Raw genomic sequence first — 21,745 nt, 5'->3', positions numbered from 1 at the left:
TGTGGTGACACATAATCGAAACCTCTTTAATTGCTGGGACACCCTAAAGCTGATTCAACCACAACGTAATTGGTAACGATAAGCGTGATGGTTTAAAAATGAAACAGATAATACAATGGGCAATCAGCAGGCAAGTTATCTTATTTAATACAATAAGATAAAAGCTTCAACGACTAGAGCGGCAGCTCGTACCTCGCAAGCGATTGGCGAGGGAAATAGGAGGGCACTTTACTGAGTGTTTGATATAGTCTATCCTTGTGTGAAAGCACAAGCAGCTTATAATAAGCGGTATAAAGAGTAGCGTCTTTATATGAATAAACGAGACAGGATCCACTGGTACAATGGTGGGAGTATCTACAGGACTTGAACCTTACTTCTCCTTCTCATATTTCAGAAGTGGAAGATTGGGTAAATTTATCGAAGTAAAAGCGGATATTGTTCAGGAATATTTAACGGAGCACCCTGAAGCAGATCATGATAATCTGCCTCATTGGTTTGTCACAGCCATGGAGCTTGATCCAGAAGCACATGCTGATGTTCAATGTGTCATTCAGCGCTGGATTGATAGCTCTATCAGTAAGACTGTTAATGCACCAAAAGGCTATAGCGTTGAACAAGTAGAAAAGGTTTACGAGCGTTTATACCGTGGTGGTGCAAAAGGCGGTACAGTATATGTTGATGGTTCCCGTGATGCACAAGTCCTTACATTAAAAGCAGAAGAAAACAACTTTGAGCACACTCATGAACATAAAAAAGATAAGCCAAAGCAGCACGTTGTATTACTTGATACAATTAATGATTTGCGTTCAACATCTGTAACGATTGGTTCAGAGGTTGGCGATACATGTCCAGTCTGCCGTAAAGGTACAGTAGAAGAAATTGGCGGCTGTAACACATGTACTAACTGTAATGCGCAATTAAAGTGCGGGTTATAATATAATTTTATAAAGAAAAAGGGCGGGTATTCCGTCCTTTTTCTTTTTTTTCTTTGTCCATGGTACTATCCATACCAACTCCAGATTAAAAATGTAGTAATAAATACAAAATAGGAGTGGCTGATATGTATATAGATGGTGTCTTTTCTGGGGGAGGTATCAGAGGAATTGCTTTAATCGGGGCAATCGAAGAGATTGAAAAAAGAGGATACCAGTTTGCCCGTGTTGCCGGTTCCAGTGCTGGTGCGATCATCGCCGCTTTTATTGCAGCAGGTTATAAAAGCAAAGAGATCTATCAGTTAGTTGACGAAATGGACTTAAAAATATTGTTGGATGAACGAAAATCCTTTCTTCCCTTTTCTTTAACGAAATGGGTTGCTTTATATTGGTCACTTGGATTATACAAGGGCGATGCCCTTGAGATGTGGCTGGAGGAAACGCTGGCACGAAAAGGGCTAAGAACGTTTTCAGATTTACCGCAGCAGAAGTTACGCTTTATTGCCTCTGATATTACAAATAGCCGGCTTATGGTGATTCCCGATGACCTAGATCAATACGGATTAAACCCTAAATCCTTTTCAATTGCCAGAGCCATCCGAATGAGCTGCAGTATTCCATATTTCTTCGAACCCGTACGCTTAAAGGTCGACCGAGAAACCAACATTATCGTGGACGGCGGGGTATTAAGTAACTTTCCTATTTGGCTTTTTGAAGATGAACATTATCAAAGAGAGCGGCCGATTATTGGCATTAAGCTTAGCCCCAAAACGGATGAAGTGCCGAAACACAAAATTGACAATGCAATACAACTATTTAAAGCTCTTTTTGAAACCATGAAGGATGCACATGATGCACGCCATATATCCAGTAAACAAGAAAAAGATATTATCTTTATTCCTTCTACCGGCGTCTTTGCTACAGAATTTGCCTTAACAGATGAAATGAAACTCCAGCTTGTGCAGCAAGGGAGAGATTGTGCCATTAAGTTTTTTAATTCCTGGAGATATGACCGCAAGTTTAAAGTACTTTAACTTCATTCAGCAGAATTCCTCTACTTTAACAAATTCGACGGGCGAATTTGTTAATAAAAAAAACCAAGTCTCAAAAGAATGAGGCTCGGTTTTTCTTTTTCCCTTTTTTTCCTTCAATAACTGTAAGCTGAGGGTTCGATTGATTTTTTCTGGCCCTTAACTTTTTGATGGACGTTAAATTGTTCTGTTTTTTCTTCGGCTGACTAGGTTCCTTCTGGTTAAGTCTTTTAACTGATCTTTTTGCAGCTTTCACAAAAGCTCGTTGCTCACGTTTAGCAGGGCTTGGTTTGTAAAAGCGCCTTATCAGAAAGAAAATGACAGCTCCAATCACGAGCATAACAGCGATTCCTTGGAAAAAACCGGCAGGATTTGTAAAGAGTTTAGATGCCACCCCAATGACCGCCAAAATAATAAGCCCGACAACAATAGAAAACGAAATCCGATTTTTCAAGAAAGCCACCTCCCTATGAGCATGATGAGCACTTTTTCCATTTTTTAAACTTAATTTAGATAGAAAAATACCATATTTATACTAATAATTCAGATTTATTTGGGTTTTCTCTTTATTATATAAGAATATTCGGAATAAACAACTAAAAATCCTTTAAAAAAATGAAGATTTAACTCTTTTTTTAGAGGTGTACTAAAACAGATAAAAGGAAAGACTCATAATAAATATAATATTAAGAAATCAGGGGTTTGTGAGTAGATTAATTCGATTTTCTAACTATATTTTACACCAAAGTTTTTAAAACTGCCATTATCTGAATTGATTCCAAATTATTTCTGATTATATCTATAGGATTCGATGAAATTAATATATAAAAATAATATTTTTTCTTTATTAGGGGATTAATTTATTCCAAAAGATGTAAGGATATAGTATATGGGGCATACTATGAACGGAGGTGTTATTAATGGCTGATGACAAAGTATCAAGAGAGGAAATGAAAGAAAAACCCATGTCGTTTATGACCCTTGTTGTATTAACCGGATTAATCGGCGGCATTATTTTTGCTTGTTTGGCCTACTTAGCATACATTTTTAGTTTTACTGAAATTCCTCCCCGGGTCATTTTGGAACCATGGGCATTAGGGGACTGGAAAAAAGGGTGGCTTGGAACGGTTATTGCGATTATTCTAATTGGTGTTATTTCCATTGTTGCAGCACTTCTTTATTATGTAACTTTGAGAAGATTCAACAATATTTGGGCTGGGATAGCATATGGAATCGTTCTTTTTCTCTTAGTGTTTTTTGTATTAAACCCCATTTTCCCTGGAATACGTCCGTTTAATAAAATTGATTTAAACACAATTGTTACTTCGATTTGCTTGTATGTGTTATTCGGATTATTTGTAGGCTACACTATTTCATATGAGGAAAATGAAATTAACAGTAGTAAAAAGGAAAAAGAAGTAACTTCACAATAATCCTTTCCATAGTGTTGTTGAAAGACCTTATGGTAAAATGTGTATAGTAATAAAAGACAATGAGGGTGTCCTAAGATGTCCGGCATCCACAAATGTGGCGCCTGCATTTTAAGACACCTTTGTACGTTAAAGGAGAGGATCAGTTGGAAAAATTAGAAAAACTCCGTGCAGCAATTGAAATTCAAGGATTGGACGGCATATTAATTACTAGCCCGTATAACCGGCGTTATGTATCTAATTTTACTGGTACTGCTGGTGTTGTATTGATTAGTCTTGATAAAGCCATTTTTATTACAGATTTTCGATATGTAGTGCAAGCCTCCAAGCAGTGTGAAGGCTATGATATTGTCCAGCAAAAAAACAGTATTCCTGAGGAAATAGCAAGTCAGACGGCTGCATTGGGGATAAAAAAATTAGGCTTTGAACAAGATTATGTTACATATTCCACCTTTAATGAGTTTGAATCTGTTATTCAGGCTGAACTGATACCTGTTTCAGGTGTAATAGAAAAATTACGCTTGATTAAGACGGATGCAGAGATTAAGATATTAAAGGAAGCTGCCGAGATTGCGGATTCAGCATTTACCCATATCTTACAATTTATTCATCCAGGAGTTTCTGAGCTTGAGGTATCGAATGAATTGGAGTTCTTTATGAGAAAAGCAGGTGCTGCTTCATCTTCTTTTGATACGATTGTGGCATCTGGTTATCGTTCTGCACTTCCACACGGTGTTGCATCAGATAAAATGATCGAAAAAGGTGATTTCGTTACATTAGATTTTGGTGCCTATTATCATGGATATGTTTCAGATATCACACGTACAATAGCGGTGGGAGAACCCGATGCTAAATTAAAGGAAATATATGATATTGTTTTAGAAGCACAAAAACGTGGTGTTGCTGGCATAAAGCCGGGAATGAGCGGAAAAGAAGCAGATGCTTTGACAAGAGATTATATTACGGAAAAAGGATACGGAGAGTATTTTGGACATTCAACCGGACATGGTATCGGACTGGAAGTGCACGAAGGCCCTGCACTGTCGCTAAAATCGGACCTTGTTCTTGAGCCGGGAATGGTTGTGACCGTTGAACCGGGTATTTATATTCCTGGACTAGGCGGTGTCCGGATTGAAGATGATACCGTAATCACATCAAAAGGAAATGAAACGCTGACACATTCAGACAAAGAACTCATTATTCTTTAATTCATTTTAGGAGGATTTACTATATGATTTCAGTAAACGATTTTCGTACAGGCTTAACGATTGAAGTGGACGGAGGAATCTGGCGCGTGTTAGATTTCCAACACGTTAAACCAGGTAAAGGTGCAGCGTTTGTTCGTTCTAAGCTTCGTAATTTACGTAATGGAGCTATTCAGGAAAAAACGTTCCGCGCAGGTGAAAAAGTAGCGAAAGCTCAAATTGATAACCGTAGAATGCAGTACCTATATGCTAATGGGGATCAGCATGTGTTCATGGACCAAGAATCCTATGATCAAATTGAATTAGCTGCTACAGCCATTGAGTACGAATTAAAATTCTTAAAAGAAAACATGGAAGTACACATTATGTTATACCAAGGTGAGTCATTGGGTGTTGAACTTCCAAACACAGTTGAATTGGAAGTAACAGAAACAGAACCAGGCATTAAGGGTGATACTGCATCTGGTGGTACAAAGCCAGCAACACTTGAAACAGGTCTTACTGTACAAGTACCGTTCTTTGTTAACCAAGGTGATCGCTTGATTATTAACACTACTGATAGTAGCTATGTTTCAAGAGCTTAATCAAATGTAAATAAGAGAAGACAAAAAAGCAACGGCCATAGGTCGTTGCTTTTTTTGTCTTCTCTTCTCCTTTTATCGAATAACTCTTATAAAACAAGGTCATATTGTGGCCAAGCAGGCATACATTTTAATGAGCGCCATTCATTCATGAAAAGAGGAGGAAAAACAAAGTGGAAGTGGTTCTATCCTTTTTACCTAAAAATATCTCCAATCAAATAATGCAAATCCCTCCTAACGAGATGAAAGGAATAGAAGAAATTCGTGTCCGGGTTAATCGGCCTTTGGAAATTTCCGCGAGAGGTACTGTGCGGTTCTTTTCCTATATTGTTCAGCCAGAGGATGCACTTCATTTATTAAATAAAATTAGTCATTTCTCCTTATATGCCCTTGAAGAGGAACTAAAGCGCGGGTTTATTACGATTGAAGGAGGTCACCGGGTTGGGCTGGCAGGTAAGGTGGTTCTTGAGGCTGGCAGGGTAAAAGCGATTAAAGAAATTTCATCCTTTAATATTCGAATTGCAAATGAAAAAATTGGTATTGCCGAAAAGCTTATTAACGATATATATACGGATAAATGGCTTCATACAATGATTATTGGTCCGCCGCAAACAGGGAAAACAACGATGCTGCGGGACATTGCCCGAATTATTTCAAGCGGGGATGCAAACGGCAGATTTAGGGCTGCAAAGGTCGGGATTGTCGATGAACGTTCAGAGATTGCCGGATGTGTTGCTGGAATTCCACAAATGTCCTTTGGACCTAGGGTAGATGTGTTGGATGCTTGTCCGAAAGCTGAAGGTATGATGATGATGATCCGCTCTATGAGTCCAGATGTTCTTATTGTTGATGAAATTGGCAGGAAAGAGGATTCAGAAGCGATACTGGAGGCTGTTAATGCCGGGATTAAGCTGATGATGACGACTCATGGTGACTCATTTGATGAGATTCGGAAACGACCCACATTAAAAGCTATTTTGCAGGAAGGGATATTTGAACGATTTATTGTTCTAAGCAGAAATGATGGGCCTGGCACCATTACAAGTATAAGGGATCAGGCTGGCAAAGAGTTAAGCTCTAAAGTGAGAGTGAACTGATGTGATCAAAATTATCGGTGCGATCTTGATTATTTTTGCAACAACATTGACCGGATTTGAAGCGGCTAGACAATTATCTGAACGTCCCCGGCAGCTTCGTGTCTTAAAAACAGCACTTCAATCATTAGAGGCGGAAATCATGTATGGTCACACTCCACTCCATGAGGCTTCAAGAAGGTTAGCGGCACAGCTACCTGGCCCTTTAGATCAATTTTTTTCAATCTTTGCTCAAAAATTGACTGAGTCAGAAACGATTGTCCGTGATGCTTGGGAAGGGAGCTTAAAGGAAGTCTGGGGTCAGACAGCCTTTAAGAAGAATGAGTTTGAAATTATGAAGCAATTTGGTGAAACCTTAGGGCGTCATGACAGGATATCGCAGCAGAAACAAATTTTGCTCACGCTTACCCATCTGGAAAGAGAGGAAAGTGAAGCACGTGATAAACAGACTAGGTATGAAAAAATGGTCAAAAGTATTGGATTTCTAGCAGGTCTATTACTTAGCATTTTATTAATGTAGCTTATGAGGGGGAACTGTGATGGGTCTTGAGGTTGATATTATCTTTAAAATTGCAGGGGTTGGAATTGTAGTCGCTTTTTTACATACAATCCTTGACCAGGTTGGAAAAAAAGAATATGCCCAGTGGGTTACGTTATTTGGTTTTATCTACATTCTATTTATGGTTGCATCCATTGTAGATGATCTTTTTCAAAAAATTAAATCGGTCTTCCTATTTCAAGGCTAAAAGGGGGGATCCACGATTGAAATTTTCCAAATAATTGGAATCGCTCTTGTTGCCACCTTCCTTTCATTAATTATTAAAGAACAGAAGCCTAATCTCGCCTTTTTATTAATCGTGTTTACTGGATGTGCCATTTTTTTATTTTTAGTCGATCAGATTTATGCCATTATCTCCATGATCGAGAAGATGGCTCTCAATGCAGGCGTAAATTCTGTCTATGTTGAGACCATTTTGAAAATTATAGGGATTGCCTATATAGCAGAATTTGCAGCCCAGATTTCGAAGGACGCTGGACAGGGCTCAATGGCTTCAAAGATTGAGCTGGGAGGCAAGATATTAATACTAGCAATGGCTATCCCGATTTTGACTGTTTTGGTAGAAACCATCATCAGCTTGATACCGAACTAATCTCCAGTACAAAGATGAGAAAAGTAAACTCGCTTGGGCTCCTTGGAGCCTGGGGTAAGGAGCCCCGAGCATTTCTAGAGAGGTGAAAGATTTGAAGCAGCGATTATCTATTGTTCTACTATTCATTGTAGTTGCGTCCTTTCTCCTCATCCCTAGTGTACAAGCCTCACCACCACAAGAAGAGAATCCAATTGTGGAATCAGGAATTCAGGACATGGTTGATTCCCAATTAGAATCATTAAATTTGGATGAACTGAAGGGTTTTTGGGAGGACATTATGGATGAATATGGTGGATTTTTGCCAGAAAGTCAAAAAGGCAGTCTCTATGATTTTGTAAAAGGCGAAAAGGAATTTTCGTTAAAGGAATGGTTTTCAGGTGCTTTAAAGTATACCTTTCATGAATTTCTGGCCAATGGGAAGCTGCTTGGAACGCTCGTGATGCTGACTGTTTTTAGTATGTTTTTACAGTCATTACAAAATGCATTTGAAAGTGGGACTATCAGTAAAGTAGCCTATGCTGTGATTTTTATGGTGTTAGTCATTATTGCCTTGAATAGCTTTCATGTCGCAGTAACCTATGCACTTGATGCTATAAGGACGATGACAAGTTTTATTATGGCTTTAATCCCTTTGTTACTCGCATTAATCGCTGCTTCAGGGGGGCTTGTATCCGCAGCCTTTTTCCATCCGATTATTCTGTTTTTAATGAATATAAGCGGAGTTTTTATCCAATATGTCGTGTTGCCTTTGTTATTTCTTGCAACGCTTTTAAGCGTCGTAAGTGCATTAAGTGACCAATATAAAGTAACGCAGCTTGCTAACCTGCTGCGTAATGGTAGTATTGCCCTTTTAGGTTTATTTTTCACCGTTTTTCTTGGGGTCATTTCCGTTCAGGGTGCTTCAGCAGCTGTCACAGATGGGATTACGCTCCGCACCGCTAAATTTATTACAGGAAACTTTATTCCGGTAATCGGCAGGATGTTTACCGATGCAACAGATACCGTTCTTAGTGCTTCCGTATTATTAAAGAATACGGTTGGGATTGTTGGTGTTGCAATCTTACTGATTATCGTAGCTTTTCCTGCATTGAAAATATTGATTGTTTCTCTTATTTATCAGTTCGCTGCAGCTATTTTGCAGCCGCTGGGCGGCGGTCCAATCATTAAGTGTCTTGATATTATCGGGAAAAGTATCATTTATGTGTTTGCTGCTCTCTCGATCGTTTCACTTATGTTCTTTTTAAGTATCACGGTTATTGTTGCTGCCGGCAATTTAACCATAATGGTTAGGTAGGGAGGTGCTGCATGGAATTTATTAAAGAATGGGTAACGAATATCATTTTATTTGTGCTATTTGCCATGATGATAGACATGCTGCTCCCGAATTCAAAGTTTCAAAAGTATACGAAAATGGTCATTGGTCTACTATTAATCGCTATTATTTTAACTCCCATTTTAAAAATAATCTCTCAGGATTTTGAAGCAACGATGGCTTCCATCCCTGAATGGAATGATACGGGAGAGAATAATATAAAAAATTTAATAGATTCACAGAAAAATGAAATACAAGTCTCACAAGATGCATATATTTTAAAACAAATGGCTGTCCAGCTGAAAGAGGACGCAGAGGAGGAGTTGATGGCTCAATACGGTTTAGTCATTACTGATCTTAATTTATTAGTAGATAAAGATAATCAACGCCCTTTCCCTGAGAATTTGCAGAAGGTAGTCATACAGCTGAAGGAACCAAGTGAGGAAACCAACGCAATTGAAGCGGTCAAGCCAATAGAAATTAATACAGAAGATCCGCTTGTAACGGAAGAAAAAACAGAGAGTAATAAAGATATAATTCAACTCCTTTCCAAAAAATGGAGTATTGATGACAAAGTAATTCAGCTTCAGATAGAAGGGGGGGGCAAGTCAGCGGAATGAAACAGGAAAAAGGACCTTTCTCATGGTTAAAAAAACAATTTTCGAAAGAAGAACAGGGAGAAAACAAGAAGGGGAAGTATCCCTATTTAGTGTTGGTTGTTCTATTCGGAGCAGGTTTTATGCTTGTTGGTAATCTTTTTATAGGTGGTGAATCACCACAGAATCCACTGCCGGCATTCAATAATAATGATGAGACGCAACAAGAAGAAGTTGAAACGTTTGGTCAAAGTAAATCTTCTGGGAATAGCGTGATCGAGGAATACGAACAAGCCTATGAAACGCAAATCAAAGAGGCCCTTGACTCAATTGTTGGTGTCAGTGATGTCACAGTTGTTGTTAACGTAGATTCAACAGAGCAAAAGGTGTTAGAAACGAATAAAAAAACCCAGACACAGGTAACGGATGAGACAGATCGTGAAGGTGGAAAACGAAAAGTGGAGGATTCTTCTTCCGATGAGCAGCTTGTCATCATTCAGGATGGAGAAAAAGAGGTTCCTATTGTAGTAGAAACGAAAAAGCCGGAAATTCGTGGTGTTCTTGTCGTTGCAAAAGGTGCCGAGAACATTCAAGTGAAGAAATGGATAAAAGAGGCCGTTACTAGAGCATTGGATGTTCCTGATCATCGCGTATCTGTTTTACCGAAGAAAACGAAGGGGGATTCGTAAATGTTATTAAAAAAACAAACGGTATGGTTGTTAACAATGCTAAGCTTAGTAGTTGTCTTATCGGTCTATTACCTTACCTCACCTGAGCAGCAGCAAAATGAATTAGCAGCAATTGAGGAGAAAAAGAGTACTGAAGAGGTTGCTGAGAAGAATGCTGGGGATGTAGTTTCCAGTGGTGCACAAGAGGATGCTGAAATTATTACAAATGCTGCAGGGGACGAAGCATTTGAAACACTGCGTATGCAGCTGCAGGATGAACGCAGTCAAATGAAAGAAGATTTAACGAAAAGAATTGCATCCACTGATCTTCCTGTGGAGGATCGAAGTGAAGCAAAAGAACAAATGGATGAGTTAAATGAGATTGCCCAAAAGGAAATATTACTTGAAACATTAATTAAATCAATGAATTATGAGGATGTACTTGTCCGTGCTGACGGTGATCAAGTAAATATTACCGTGAAAGCAGAAAAGCAATCTAGAGCAGAAGCAAATAAAATCATCCAAACCGTTAGAAGTGAACTGGGTCCATTGCATGCAGTTGTTGAATTTCAAATGGCAAAATAAGTAACTTTTATAGAAAAGAGGGAAAGTATAGAACTTTCTCTCTTTTTTGAATTTTATGGAGGAAATTGACGGTTCATGTCGAAAATAGACAGGAGATCATAAAGTGTTGTTTTTTTATCAGGTCTTATCGTATGATATTAGTATCTGGTTACATAAGGCTGCTTTAGAATTTTATGGTCTGCCTAAAGATGGGCGATAATTAAAACAGGGGGCATTTTAATATGTTAAAAGTGCAAGAAATCAGAGAATTAATCAAGCTTATTGATCACTCTAAAATCGAAGAATTTTCTTTTGAACATGAGGGCTCAAAAATTAAAATGAAAAAAAATACAGGCGGGTCAGTCAGTGTTGTAAAAACAGTTGAACAACCTGCAGAAAAGTCTGTTGTTGAAGCTGTTCAAAAACCGGTTGTACAAGAGGCACCTGTTGAAAAAGTAGTAGCAGTTAAAACAGAAGTCGAACCGGAAAAAACAGAAAGTCTAGCTGCAACTGATTTACATAAAATTACTTCACCGATGGTTGGTACCTTCTATCAATCACCAACACCTGATTCAGATGCGTATGTAAAAGTAGGCTCAAAGGTTACAAAGGATTCAATTGTCTGTATTGTTGAGGCAATGAAGCTATTTAATGAAATTGAAGCAGAAGTAGAAGGCGAAATTGTAGAAATACTAGTAAATAATGGACAGTTGGTAGAGTTTGGACAACCGTTGTTCCTAGTTAAGCCTGAATAAGGAGTTGCACAAAAATATGATAAAGAAATTATTGATTGCAAACCGGGGAGAAATAGCGGTAAGAATTATTCGTGCTTGCCGTGAACTAGGTATTGAATCAGTAGCTGTATATTCAGAAGCTGATAAAGAAGCGCTTCATGTTCAGCTTGCGGATGAAGCCTATTGTATTGGACCAACTGCTTCAAAAGATAGCTATCTAAATGTAACAAATATTATCAGTGTAGCAAATAAAACCGGCTGTGATGCGATTCATCCCGGATATGGGTTTTTAGCAGAAAATGCTGATTTTGCGGAGCTATGCCGTGATTGTAATATTATCTTTGTGGGACCTACTCCAGAGGCAATCTCTAAAATGGGTACAAAAGATGTAGCGCGTGAAACAATGAGAGCAGCCGGTGTGCCGATTGTTCCAGGTTCTCAAGGAATCATTAATACGATTGATGAAGCGATCGAACTTGCCAATAAAATTGAGTATCCTGTGATTATTAAAGCAACTGCTGGTGGAGGCGGAAAAGGGATTCGAGTTGCCCGTGACGAAAATGAGTTAGTCAAGGGAATAAATATTACACAGCAAGAAGCCATGACTGCATTTGGAAATCCTGGTGTGTATATTGAAAAGTATATCGAAGATTTCCGTCATGTTGAAATACAAGTATTAGCTGATAATTATGGAAATGTAATTCATCTAGGAGAAAGAGACTGCTCCATCCAAAGAAGACTGCAAAAGCTGCTTGAAGAAACTCCATCACCAGCATTAGATGGTGAAATTCGTGAAGAAATGGGAACTGCAGCGAAAAAAGCTGCAAAGGCAGTTGATTATACAGGCGCAGGCACGGTAGAATTTATTTATGATTACCGCAATCGTAAATATTATTTTATGGAGATGAATACACGAATTCAGGTAGAGCATCCTGTCACAGAAATGGTCACTGGCACTGATTTAATTAAGGAACAGATTTTAGTTGCTTCCGGTGAAAGGTTAACTCTGACGCAAGAGGATGTTGAATTTAACGGATGGTCTATTGAATGCCGGGTGAATGCAGAAAACCCAGAAAAGAATTTTATGCCTTCTCCAGGGAAGATTAATATGTATCTAGCACCTGGTGGTTTAGGTGTACGTGTTGATTCAGCAGCCTACCCAGGATATGCGATTCCTCCGTACTATGATTCAATGATTGCAAAGGTTATCACATATGGAAAAACTCGTGAAGAGGCCATTGCCAGAATGAAGAGGGCTTTGAGTGAATTTGTAATCGAAGGTGTGCATACGACTATTCCATTCCATCTTAAACTGCTAAGCCATGAAAAATTTATTAACGGCGAGTTTAATACAAAATTCTTGGAATTACATGATGTGATGAAATCAGTGTAATAATAGGAGGTAATACCATAATGAGCGTAAACAACATTCTAGAAATGAGTCCGGGTAGCAATAATCTTGGTAAAGTTGAAATAGCACCAGAGGTTATTGAGGTAATCGCTGGTATTGCTGCATCTGAAGTTGAAGGTGTCGCACAAATGAGAGGGAACTTTGCTTCTGGAGTCGTTGAGCGTCTAGGAAAAAAGAATCATGGAAAAGGTGTCAAGGTTGAATTGCTTGAGGAAGGCATCAAGGTAGATGTCTATTGTGTAATGAAATTTGGAGTTTCCATCCCAAATGTTGCACAAGGCATCCAAGATAATATTCGTCAAGCCTTATTAGACATGACAGCTTTAGAGACAGTCGAGATAAATGTTCATGTGGTAGGAATCCAGTTTGAGAACAGTAACCAAGAAACGGAAATTGAAGAAGAAATGTAATCAAAAAATACCAAGGACATAATGTCTTTGGTATTTTTTTTGTAGAGAAGTGCGAATGCTTTCCATATATGCTATTATCGTGTTATGTGAAAATGACGATGTAAACATAATGTAGACAGCTTTAGATGCTTACATATTACATACTAAAGGAGTTATAGATCTTAATGAAAAGAAGAACTGCAAGAGAAAAGGCTTTACAAGCAATTTTTCAAATTGAAATGAGTCAACCAACAATTGAGGATGCACTTGAACATGTACTTGAGGGGCAGCCAAATGATCCATATCTGATTAAACTTGTGAACGGTGTTGTGGAGCATATGGACGAAATAAATGACATGATTTCTAAACAGTTAGAGAAATGGACATTAGATCGTTTAGCTAATGTCGATCGTAATATTTTAAGATTAGCAGTGTATGAACTGCTTTATTGTCAAGATGATGTTCCAGCAAATGTTATAATGGACGAAGCAATTGAAATTGCGAAGATTTACGGTGATGATCAATCAAGTAAGTTTATTAACGGAGTTCTTTCAAAGGTGAAAGCCTCAATATAAGAACTTTTCATGACCTATGCATGTTACGGCGGTTGACCAAGCCGCTTCCGCATTTCATATAAGGAGTTTTAAGATGGAGCAGCAATTTTTAACGGTTACTGCATTAACCAAATATATCAAAAGAAAATTTGAGGCTGATCCCCATCTTCAAGATGTGTACGTCAAAGGGGAAATATCAAATTATAAACAGCATTCTAGTGGGCATATGTACTTTACGCTGAAGGATGATAAGGCCCGAATATTGGCTGTCATGTTTTCCAGCGCAAACAAGAAATTAAAATATTCACCTGAAAATGGCATGAAGGTCTTGCTTCGTGGGAATGTGTCTCTATTTGAGTCAAGCGGACAATACCAAATCTATGTAAAAGAAATGCAGCCAGATGGCATTGGTGATCTTTATTTAGCCTATGAACAACTAAAGGAAAAACTGGCGAAGGAAGGGTTATTTGCTGCAGAGCATAAAAAAAACCTACCCAAGTTCCCTAATACAGTCGGCGTTGTTACTTCTCCGACAGGTGCTGCCATTCGAGATATTTTAACGACCATCAAAAGACGATATCCGATTGCAAAAGTCTTAATCTTTCCTGCTCTTGTCCAAGGAGAACAAGCTGCCCCTTCGATTGTATCGGCTATAAAGCACGCTAATGATAGTATAAATCAAGTAGATGTATTAATTATTGGACGCGGCGGCGGTTCGATTGAAGAATTATGGGCCTTCAACGAAGAAATGGTAGCGAGAGCGATTTATGAATCGGAAGTTCCCATCATATCCGCTGTCGGTCATGAAACGGATTTTACCATTTCAGATTTTGTTGCCGACCTTAGGGCACCGACGCCAACAGGTGCAGCTGAACTAGCGGTTCCACATGTAGATGAATGGGCTGAAAGAGTCCTAACAAGGCAAACTCGTCTAATCCGCGCCATCAAAGAGAAACTCAGTCTCCAGAGCAGCAAACTGGAACGGATTGAAAAGTCATATGCTTTTCGTTATCCGCAAAGGCTTTATGAACAAAAGCTTGAGCAGCTGGACAAAAGAACTGAGCAGCTAGTATACAACTCCCAGAAACTTTTTGCTGTCAAAACCTCACAGCTGGAACAGATGGAAAAAAGACTGGCTCGAAATCATCCGGATACAAAACTCCAGGAAGCAACGATATACTACGAAAAATCGATCAAATCACTATCTAAGGCGATGCTGTCAGTTATGGCAAAAAAAGAGGCGGATTTTTCAAATCTGGTATCTACGCTTGAAGCTTTAAGTCCATTAAAAATAATGGATCGTGGGTACAGCCTCGCTTATAGTGATGACGGTAAACTGCTAAAAAGTACAGAGCAGGTACAGATAAATGAAACAGTTCGTATCAAACTGTCAGATGGAACGCTAACGTGCAGTGTGACTGACAAAGAGGAGTGAAGAAGATGCCTGAAGAAAAGACGATTACCTTCGAAGCGGCAATGGAGCAATTAGAAACAATTGTAGAAAGACTTGAAGAAGGCGATGTCCCGTTAGAAGAAGCAATTTCTATTTATAAAAAGGGAATGGAATTATCAAAGCTCTGTCATGATAAGCTGAAAAATGTTGAAGAACAGCTGACGCAAATTTTGACTGCAGATGGTCATAAAGAAAACTTTTCCATTCCGGAGGAGGAGTAAATTTTGGTAAGTCTAGATTTGGATTCTTTTTCTACAAAATATAAACAGTTACTTGAAGAACAACTAAGAAAAAGTATTAATCGGTTACAAGCTCCTGAAGTCCTGAAGGAAGCAATGCTTTACTCGCTAGAAGCAGGCGGGAAAAGAATTAGACCGCTTTTGTTGTTTGCAACTCTCCATGCCTTCCAAAAGGATCCGGAAATTGGGTTGAATCCGGCAGCGGCAATTGAAATGATTCATACGTACTCACTTATACATGATGATTTGCCAAGCATGGATAACGATGATTTAAGAAGAGGAAAGCCTACTAATCATAAAGTGTTTGGAGAAGCAAACGCTGTACTTGCTGGAGACGCTCTCTTGACATATAGTTTTCAGCTTATGGCAGAGTCCCCTGGTGTTTCAACGGAGGCGAAGTTGGGATTAGTTCAGCTTTTAGCACAAAGCTCAGGTGCTGAAGGGATGGTTGCTGGACAAGTAGCTGATATGCTTGGTGAAGATAAAGAGTTAACGCTGGAAGAGCTAGAATATATTCATATTCACAAAACCGGTAAAATGCTTACTTGCAGTGTTTTGGCCGGTGCAATTCTTGCTGGAGTTAAAGGTGAAGAATTCGATTGGCTTCAGCTTTTTTCCCATCATTTAGGTCTGGCGTTTCAAATTCGTGATGATCTTCTCGATATCGATGGAGATGAAGAGGTTATAGGAAAGCCGGTTGGAAGCGATGTAGGGAATCATAAAACTACCTATCCATCATTGCTGGGAATAAAAGGAGCCCAGGATGAACTTTGGAAGCAGATTCAGTTAGCAAAAGAGTACCTCATGAAGCTTAATAAAGATACCCAGCTTCTTGAAGCCATAACAGATTTAATAGAAAAAAGAAATTATTAATACCATTTATTAGCAAAAAATAGGCTTGGTTTGAAACCTACGAGAGAATACCGTTATCACTTCATATGTGCTAGCGGTTATTTTTTCAATAATAGGCTACAACTATACGCTTTTTTAGAAAATCGTTTGGAGATTCTGTTCTAATAATGTAATCTAATGTTATATCGAAATAACTGTATCGTTTATGGAATAAATTGAAATGAAAGTGAGTGATCCACAAAATGGATCTTTTAGATATTAAAGACCCTTCGTTTCTAAAAAAACTTTCTATTAATGAATTGGAGGAATTAAGTGAAGACATCCGCCAATTTTTAATAAGTAAGCTTTCAGTAACAGGAGGTCATATTGGCCCTAATCTTGGAGTGGTCGAATTGACGATTGCGCTTCATAAAGCCTTTAATAGTCCACAGGACAAACTGATTTGGGATGTTGGACACCAATCATATGTCCATAAGATATTAACAGGCAGGGCAAAAGAGTTTGATACATTGCGCCAATATAAAGGACTTAGTGGTTTTCCAAAAATGGGCGAGAGTGAACATGATGTTTGGGAAACGGGACATAGTTCAACCTCTTTGTCCGCAGCAATGGGTATGGCGATCGCTAGGGATATTAAAAAGGAGAAATCCTTTATTGTTCCAATTATTGGTGATGGAGCGCTTACCGGAGGAATGGCCTTGGAAGCATTAAATCATATCGGCGATGAAAAGAAAAACATGATTGTTATTTTGAATGATAACGAAATGTCTATCGCTCCGAATGTTGGTGCGCTTCATAGTGTACTTGGCCGATTGCGTACAGCTGGCAAATATCAGTGGGCAAAGGATGAACTCGAGATGCTGCTGAAGAAAATTCCGGCAGTAGGCGGGAAGCTGGCATCAACAGCAGAAAGAGTAAAGGATAGCTTAAAATATTTAGTAGTGTCAGGGATCTTTTTTGAAGAATTAGGCTTTACCTATCTTGGTCCAGTTGATGGACATAATTATGAAGATTTATTTGATAACCTTAACTATGCGAAAAAAACAGAAGGACCTATTTTACTTCATGTACTGACTAAGAAGGGAAAAGGATACGACCCTGCGGAAAGTGATCGTACGGGTAATTGGCATGGAACAGGACCATACAAAATTGAAACAGGTGATTTCCTCAAACCAGTTAATTCTCCTCCTGCTTGGAGTAAGCTTGTTAGTGAAACCGTTAGAAAGCTTGCAAGAGAAGACGAAAGAATTGTGGCGATCACTCCTGCTATGCCGGTCGGTTCGAAGCTTGAGGGATTTGCTTCGGAGTTCCCTGACAGGATGTTTGATGTTGGAATTGCAGAGCAGCATGCTGCGACAGTAGCGGCAGGTCTTGCCACGCAGCATATGAAACCATTTTTAGCGATTTATTCCACATTCTTACAGCGTGCCTACGATCAGGTGGTTCATGATATTTGCCGGCAAAACCTAAATGTGTTTATTGGAATTGATCGTGCCGGATTAGTGGGGGCAGATGGGGAAACACATCATGGGATATTTGATATTGCCTTTTTACGACATTTGCCGAATTTAGTGTTGATGTCACCAAAGGATGAAAATGAAGGTCAGCATATGGTCTATACAGCGCTGAAATACGACGAAGGACCAATTTGCATGAGATTTCCTCGTGGAAATGGACTGGGTGTCCCAATGGATGAAACGCTTGTGGAAATCCCAATTGGTTCATGGGAGGTACTGAACGAAGGGCATGATTCCGTCATTATAACATTTGGTACAACAATTCCGATGGCTATGGAAGCTGCTGCACGATTGGAGAAGCAGGGGACGTCAGTTAAAGTCATTAATGCTCGCTTTATTAAACCGTTGGATACTGAATTATTACATTCCATTCTTCAATTAAATATTCCTATTTTGACGATTGAAGAGGCTGTATTGCAAGGAGGTTTCGGCAGTGCAGTGCTGGAATTTGCCCATGACAATGGATATCATGATACAGAAATCAGCCGTATGGGGATTCCTGATCACTTTATTGAACATGGAAGTGTCAAAACGTTATGGGAAGAGATTGGTTTAACAACAGAAGAAGTAGTGAAGAAAATTAATACGCTGGTAATCAAAAAACAAAAAAGGGCATGAAAAATGAAAAGTAAGAAAGAACGTGTAGATATCTTATTGGTGGAACAAGGCTTGTTTGAAACAAGAGAGAAAGCGAAACGTGCAGTGATGGCAGGCATTGTATACTGTGAAGAAACCCGTATGGATAAACCAGGAGAAAAAATACCGAATGAATCAAAGCTTACAGTGAAGGGCAAGACACTGCCATATGTCTCGAGGGGCGGTCTCAAACTAGAAAAAGCATTACAGGTCTTTGAGGTAGATATAAAGGATAAAATTCTGCTTGATATTGGTGCTTCAACAGGCGGTTTTACTGATTGTGCCCTCCAAAATGGAGCAATTTTATCCTATGCAGTGGATGTTGGCTACAATCAATTAGCCTGGAAGCTTAGACAGGATGAACGAGTTGTGGTCATGGAAAGGACGAATTTTCGCTATGTCACTCCAAGTGATTTTGTTAAAGAAATGCCGAATTTTGCCTCTATTGACGTTTCATTTATTTCCTTAAAGCTGATTCTTCCTGTTTTAAAAACATTATTAGTTCCTGGCAGTGATGTGGTAGCACTTGTAAAGCCGCAATTTGAAGCTGGCAGAGAGCAGGTGGGGAAAAAGGGGATTGTTAGAGATCCGAAGGTTCATGAGAGTGTTCTTACATCCATGATCGATTTTTCACTACAGCAAGGTTATGATGTGAGAAATCTTTCCTTTTCCCCAATAACAGGTGGGGAAGGGAATATTGAATTCCTCCTTCATATACACTGGTCAGGAGCAAAAGAGCAGGGAGAAAATGAATTAAAAACATCTCCGATGGACATTGTTCAGCAGGCCCATACGGAATTTAAATCGAAGGATAAAGAAGAGAATGAATAATTATTCATTCTCTTAATTGAGAAAGTCGACAAAATCAGCTAAGATAAGAGGGATAGCTTGGACGGGAACGGTATACGAGGTGAGAAAATGACTAAAGGTCAACGGCATATAAAAATTCGTGAGATTATAACAAATAATGATATTGAGACACAGGATGACTTAGTAGCAGCGCTAAAAAGTGCAGGATATAATGTGACACAGGCAACCGTATCACGCGATATTAAAGAATTGCATCTAATAAAGGTCCCCTTGACTGATGGACGTTATAAATACAGTCTTCCTGCTGATCGGAGATTTGATCCGCTGCAAAAGTTAAAAAGGAATTTAATTGATGCTTTTGTACGAATTGATTCTGCCAGTCATCTTCTAGTCATGAAAACTCTGCCGGGAAATGCAATGGCGATTGCAGCATTAATAGATCATCTTGAATGGGATGAAATATTAGGAACGGTAAGTGGTGATGACACGATTTTAATCATCTGTCGCACCGAAGAAGATACAGATATCATTTCAAATCGTTTTCTTGAATTGCTTTAACTTCATTCAGCAGAAGTCCGAGGACTGTCTTCTGCTGAATGAAGTTAGCCTCCATGGCTGCAACGGATTTTTTGGAGGCTTATCGGGTTCTTCAATAAAATCCGAGTGCAAATTCGATAGGGCGAATTTGATTAAAGGGGTGGGAGAGACTTGCTCAGCGAATTATCAATTAAAAACTTTGCAATTATTGAAGCACTTTCTATTTCATTTGAAAAAGGATTGACCGTATTAACAGGGGAAACAGGTGCAGGAAAATCTATTATTATTGACGCTATTCATCTGCTTGTAGGCGGAAGAGGTTCTTCAGATTTTGTTCGGCATGGTGAAGCCCGTGCGGAAATAGAAGGGCTTTTTCTAATTGATAAACCCACACATCCTGTACATATGAAAGCAAGTGAATTTGGGATTGAGATTGAAGACGAAATGATTGTGTTACGACGGGAAATCTCAAAAAGCGGTAAAAGTGTGTGCCGAATCAATGGAAAGCTGGTTACCATCTCAACACTGCGTGAAATCGGCGGCACTCTTGTTGATATTCATGGACAGCATGAGCATCAGGAATTGATGGATGAATCAAGACATATGTCCTTATTAGACGAATATGGTAAAAGCCAAATTGCTTCTGCGATAGAGGAGTATGGTGCTATTTATCATGCGTATGAGCACACGACACGTAAATTAAAAGGTTTAAATGAAAATGAACAGCAAATGGCCCATCGCCTTGACCTTATCCAATTCCAGCTTTCAGAAATCCAGAAGGCCAATTTGCAATTAAATGAAGATGAAACGCTTTGGGAAGAGAAAAAAAGACTATCGAATTTTGAACGGATATACGGGGCTGTTAATGCAGGCTATAATGCACTAAGTGGTGAACAAAAAGGACTGGATTGGATCAGCCTTGTTATGAGCCAGATGGAGGATGCAGCTGCTTTAAACCCTGAATATAAGGGGCTAGCCGAATCCATTGCTAATAGTTATTATACGTTGGAAGATGCCGCACAGTCGCTGCGCTCGGAGCTCGATAATCTTGAATTTGACCCAAATCGATTAACGATCATTGAGGACAGATTGAACGAAATTAATCAGTTAAAGCGCAAATATGGAAATTCAATTGAAGCTATTCTAGAGTATGGGGCAAAAATTGAAGAGGAATTGGAAAAGCTGCAGAATAAAGAAACGCATATTGACCAGCTGCAAAAAGAATTGCAATCTTTGAAAAAGGATTTACTGATTGAAGGAAGCGAACTAAGCAATTTACGTAAGAAATTTGCCAAAAAGCTGACGGATGCTATTCATACTGAATTAAAAGAGCTATATATGCAAAAGACCATTTTTGAAGTTAGAATAGACAGCGGGGAAAAATATATATCAAAAAATGGATTGGATAATGTGGAGTTTTATATTTCTACAAATCCTGGTGAACCATTAAAGCCTTTATCTAAAATTGCCTCAGGTGGTGAGCTTTCCCGGATTATGCTCGCCCTTAAAAGTATATTTTCCAAACATCAGGAGGTTACCTCCATTATCTTTGATGAAGTTGACACAGGAGTCAGCGGAAGGGTAGCACAGGCAATTGCTGAGAAAATACATCATGTGTCAATCGATTCCCAAGTCCTTTGTATTTCTCATTTACCGCAAGTGGCTGCGATGGCTGATACTCATTTATATATTGCGAAAGAAATGCAGGACGGCCGTACCAAAACAAAGGTTACACCGCTTAGTGAGGAAGATAAAGTGAAAGAAATTGGCCGTATGATTTCCGGTGCAGAAATAACTGATTTAACGAAAGAACATGCAAAAGAACTGCTGCTATTAGCGCATAATAGTAAAGTTCTTTAAAAAAGACCTTTGAAGCCTATCCGGTTTCAGAGGTCTTTTTTGTAGCTTTTTAAGCCACGGATTTTTTATACTGCGATTTATTTCCTATGTGTACAGTTTTTTTATTGACGGCTCGGTTATAAATGTGCTATTTGCAGGCAAAATTAATGATGTAGCCATTAAGACGGGTTGGACTAGAAGCGAGGAGAG

24 protein-coding genes and 1 pseudogene are annotated in these 21,745 nt (G+C 38.9%); 24 read left to right on the top strand and 1 reads right to left on the bottom strand.

Annotation, left to right across the window (positions count from 1 at the left end; genetic code table 11):
* Window positions 1-323: 323 nt before the first annotated feature.
* Together ACHUFV_RS07295 and ACHUFV_RS07290 are read left to right on the top strand one after the other, a co-directional pair.
* Window positions 324-935: pseudogene (locus ACHUFV_RS07295) on the top strand (vitamin B12-dependent ribonucleotide reductase); the annotation flags it as partial.
* 125 nt (window positions 936-1,060) lie between these two features.
* Complete coding sequence (locus ACHUFV_RS07290) at window positions 1,061-1,966, top strand: patatin-like phospholipase family protein (protein ID WP_394232925.1); 906 nt, start codon at window positions 1,061-1,063, stop codon at window positions 1,964-1,966.
* 70 nt (window positions 1,967-2,036) lie between these two features.
* Here ACHUFV_RS07290 and ACHUFV_RS07285 read toward each other — a convergent pair whose 3' ends face one another.
* Window positions 2,037-2,426 (bottom strand): SA1362 family protein, encoded by a 390-nt coding sequence (locus tag ACHUFV_RS07285; protein ID WP_394232924.1) that lies wholly within the window; start codon window positions 2,424-2,426, stop codon window positions 2,037-2,039.
* A gap of 457 nt (window positions 2,427-2,883) precedes the next feature.
* On the opposite strand from ACHUFV_RS07285, the gene ACHUFV_RS07280 reads away from it, so the two are divergent.
* The 22 genes from ACHUFV_RS07280 (at window position 2,884) to recN (ending at window position 21,556) form a co-directional block, all read left to right on the top strand.
* The gene (locus tag ACHUFV_RS07280; protein WP_394232923.1) at window positions 2,884-3,396 is read left to right on the top strand and encodes a YqhR family membrane protein; all 513 of its coding nucleotides are present in this window, start codon (window positions 2,884-2,886) and stop codon (window positions 3,394-3,396) included.
* A 143-nt stretch (window positions 3,397-3,539) separates the two neighbouring features.
* Window positions 3,540-4,601, top strand: coding sequence for a M24 family metallopeptidase (locus ACHUFV_RS07275; protein WP_394232922.1), 1,062 nt, complete (start codon window positions 3,540-3,542; stop codon window positions 4,599-4,601).
* A gap of 23 nt (window positions 4,602-4,624) precedes the next feature.
* Window positions 4,625-5,182: an elongation factor P gene (gene efp / locus ACHUFV_RS07270; RefSeq protein WP_394232921.1), complete on the top strand. Its 558-nt coding sequence runs from the start codon at window positions 4,625-4,627 to the stop codon at window positions 5,180-5,182.
* 170 nt (window positions 5,183-5,352) lie between these two features.
* Window positions 5,353-6,276, top strand: coding sequence for a stage III sporulation protein AA (spoIIIAA, locus tag ACHUFV_RS07265; RefSeq protein WP_394232920.1), 924 nt, complete (start codon window positions 5,353-5,355; stop codon window positions 6,274-6,276).
* A gap of 1 nt (window position 6,277) precedes the next feature.
* Window positions 6,278-6,793 (top strand): stage III sporulation protein SpoIIIAB, encoded by a 516-nt coding sequence (gene spoIIIAB / locus ACHUFV_RS07260; protein WP_394232919.1) that lies wholly within the window; start codon window positions 6,278-6,280, stop codon window positions 6,791-6,793.
* A 19-nt stretch (window positions 6,794-6,812) separates the two neighbouring features.
* Window positions 6,813-7,019, top strand: coding sequence for a stage III sporulation protein AC (gene spoIIIAC / locus ACHUFV_RS07255; protein WP_009794945.1), 207 nt, complete (start codon window positions 6,813-6,815; stop codon window positions 7,017-7,019).
* 15 nt (window positions 7,020-7,034) lie between these two features.
* Complete coding sequence (spoIIIAD, locus tag ACHUFV_RS07250) at window positions 7,035-7,424, top strand: stage III sporulation protein AD (protein ID WP_394233417.1); 390 nt, start codon at window positions 7,035-7,037, stop codon at window positions 7,422-7,424.
* A gap of 91 nt (window positions 7,425-7,515) precedes the next feature.
* Entirely contained in the window at window positions 7,516-8,718 is a 1,203-nt protein-coding gene (gene spoIIIAE / locus ACHUFV_RS07245; RefSeq protein WP_394232918.1) for a stage III sporulation protein AE, read from the top strand.
* An 11-nt stretch (window positions 8,719-8,729) separates the two neighbouring features.
* The gene (gene spoIIIAF, locus ACHUFV_RS07240) at window positions 8,730-9,356 is read left to right on the top strand and encodes a stage III sporulation protein AF (protein WP_394232917.1); all 627 of its coding nucleotides are present in this window, start codon (window positions 8,730-8,732) and stop codon (window positions 9,354-9,356) included.
* Window positions 9,353-10,021: a stage III sporulation protein AG gene (spoIIIAG, locus tag ACHUFV_RS07235; RefSeq protein WP_394232916.1), complete on the top strand. Its 669-nt coding sequence runs from the start codon at window positions 9,353-9,355 to the stop codon at window positions 10,019-10,021. Before spoIIIAF ends, spoIIIAG begins: the two co-directional genes overlap by 4 nt.
* Window positions 10,022-10,585 (top strand): SpoIIIAH-like family protein, encoded by a 564-nt coding sequence (locus ACHUFV_RS07230; protein WP_394232915.1) that lies wholly within the window; start codon window positions 10,022-10,024, stop codon window positions 10,583-10,585.
* 221 nt (window positions 10,586-10,806) lie between these two features.
* Window positions 10,807-11,319, top strand: coding sequence for an acetyl-CoA carboxylase biotin carboxyl carrier protein (accB, locus tag ACHUFV_RS07225; protein WP_394232914.1), 513 nt, complete (start codon window positions 10,807-10,809; stop codon window positions 11,317-11,319).
* A gap of 16 nt (window positions 11,320-11,335) precedes the next feature.
* Entirely contained in the window at window positions 11,336-12,691 is a 1,356-nt protein-coding gene (gene accC, locus ACHUFV_RS07220) for an acetyl-CoA carboxylase biotin carboxylase subunit (RefSeq protein WP_394232913.1), read from the top strand.
* A 20-nt stretch (window positions 12,692-12,711) separates the two neighbouring features.
* A complete protein-coding gene (locus tag ACHUFV_RS07215) occupies window positions 12,712-13,119 on the top strand; it encodes an Asp23/Gls24 family envelope stress response protein (RefSeq protein ID WP_394232912.1) in 408 nt (135 codons plus the stop codon).
* A 164-nt stretch (window positions 13,120-13,283) separates the two neighbouring features.
* The gene (nusB, locus tag ACHUFV_RS07210) at window positions 13,284-13,673 is read left to right on the top strand and encodes a transcription antitermination factor NusB (protein ID WP_394232911.1); all 390 of its coding nucleotides are present in this window, start codon (window positions 13,284-13,286) and stop codon (window positions 13,671-13,673) included.
* 73 nt (window positions 13,674-13,746) lie between these two features.
* Window positions 13,747-15,087, top strand: coding sequence for an exodeoxyribonuclease VII large subunit (gene xseA, locus ACHUFV_RS07205; protein WP_394232910.1), 1,341 nt, complete (start codon window positions 13,747-13,749; stop codon window positions 15,085-15,087).
* 5 nt (window positions 15,088-15,092) lie between these two features.
* On the top strand, window positions 15,093-15,326 hold the full coding sequence (gene xseB, locus ACHUFV_RS07200; protein WP_394232909.1) for an exodeoxyribonuclease VII small subunit: 234 nt from the start codon (window positions 15,093-15,095) through the stop codon (window positions 15,324-15,326).
* A gap of 3 nt (window positions 15,327-15,329) precedes the next feature.
* Window positions 15,330-16,217: a polyprenyl synthetase family protein gene (locus ACHUFV_RS07195; RefSeq protein WP_394232908.1), complete on the top strand. Its 888-nt coding sequence runs from the start codon at window positions 15,330-15,332 to the stop codon at window positions 16,215-16,217.
* A 221-nt stretch (window positions 16,218-16,438) separates the two neighbouring features.
* Complete coding sequence (gene dxs, locus ACHUFV_RS07190) at window positions 16,439-18,331, top strand: 1-deoxy-D-xylulose-5-phosphate synthase (RefSeq protein WP_394232907.1); 1,893 nt, start codon at window positions 16,439-16,441, stop codon at window positions 18,329-18,331.
* A 3-nt stretch (window positions 18,332-18,334) separates the two neighbouring features.
* Window positions 18,335-19,180, top strand: coding sequence for a TlyA family RNA methyltransferase (locus ACHUFV_RS07185; protein WP_394232906.1), 846 nt, complete (start codon window positions 18,335-18,337; stop codon window positions 19,178-19,180).
* A gap of 87 nt (window positions 19,181-19,267) precedes the next feature.
* Window positions 19,268-19,717 carry a transcriptional regulator AhrC/ArgR gene (gene ahrC / locus ACHUFV_RS07180; protein WP_394232905.1) on the top strand — a complete coding sequence of 150 codons (450 nt, stop codon included), beginning with the start codon at window positions 19,268-19,270 and terminating at the stop codon, window positions 19,715-19,717.
* Window positions 19,718-19,867: 150 nt separating this feature from the next.
* Complete coding sequence (gene recN / locus ACHUFV_RS07175) at window positions 19,868-21,556, top strand: DNA repair protein RecN (protein ID WP_394232904.1); 1,689 nt, start codon at window positions 19,868-19,870, stop codon at window positions 21,554-21,556.
* The last annotated feature ends 189 nt before the right edge of the window (window positions 21,557-21,745 follow it).

Origin of the sequence: Niallia oryzisoli, from assembly GCF_043641075.1 — a bacterium.
Lineage (GTDB): Bacteria > Bacillota > Bacilli > Bacillales > Cytobacillaceae > Bacillus_BD > Bacillus_BD oryzisoli_A.
The sequence above is the reverse complement of the archived record's forward strand: the minus strand, read 5'-3'. Positions and strand labels throughout refer to the sequence as shown.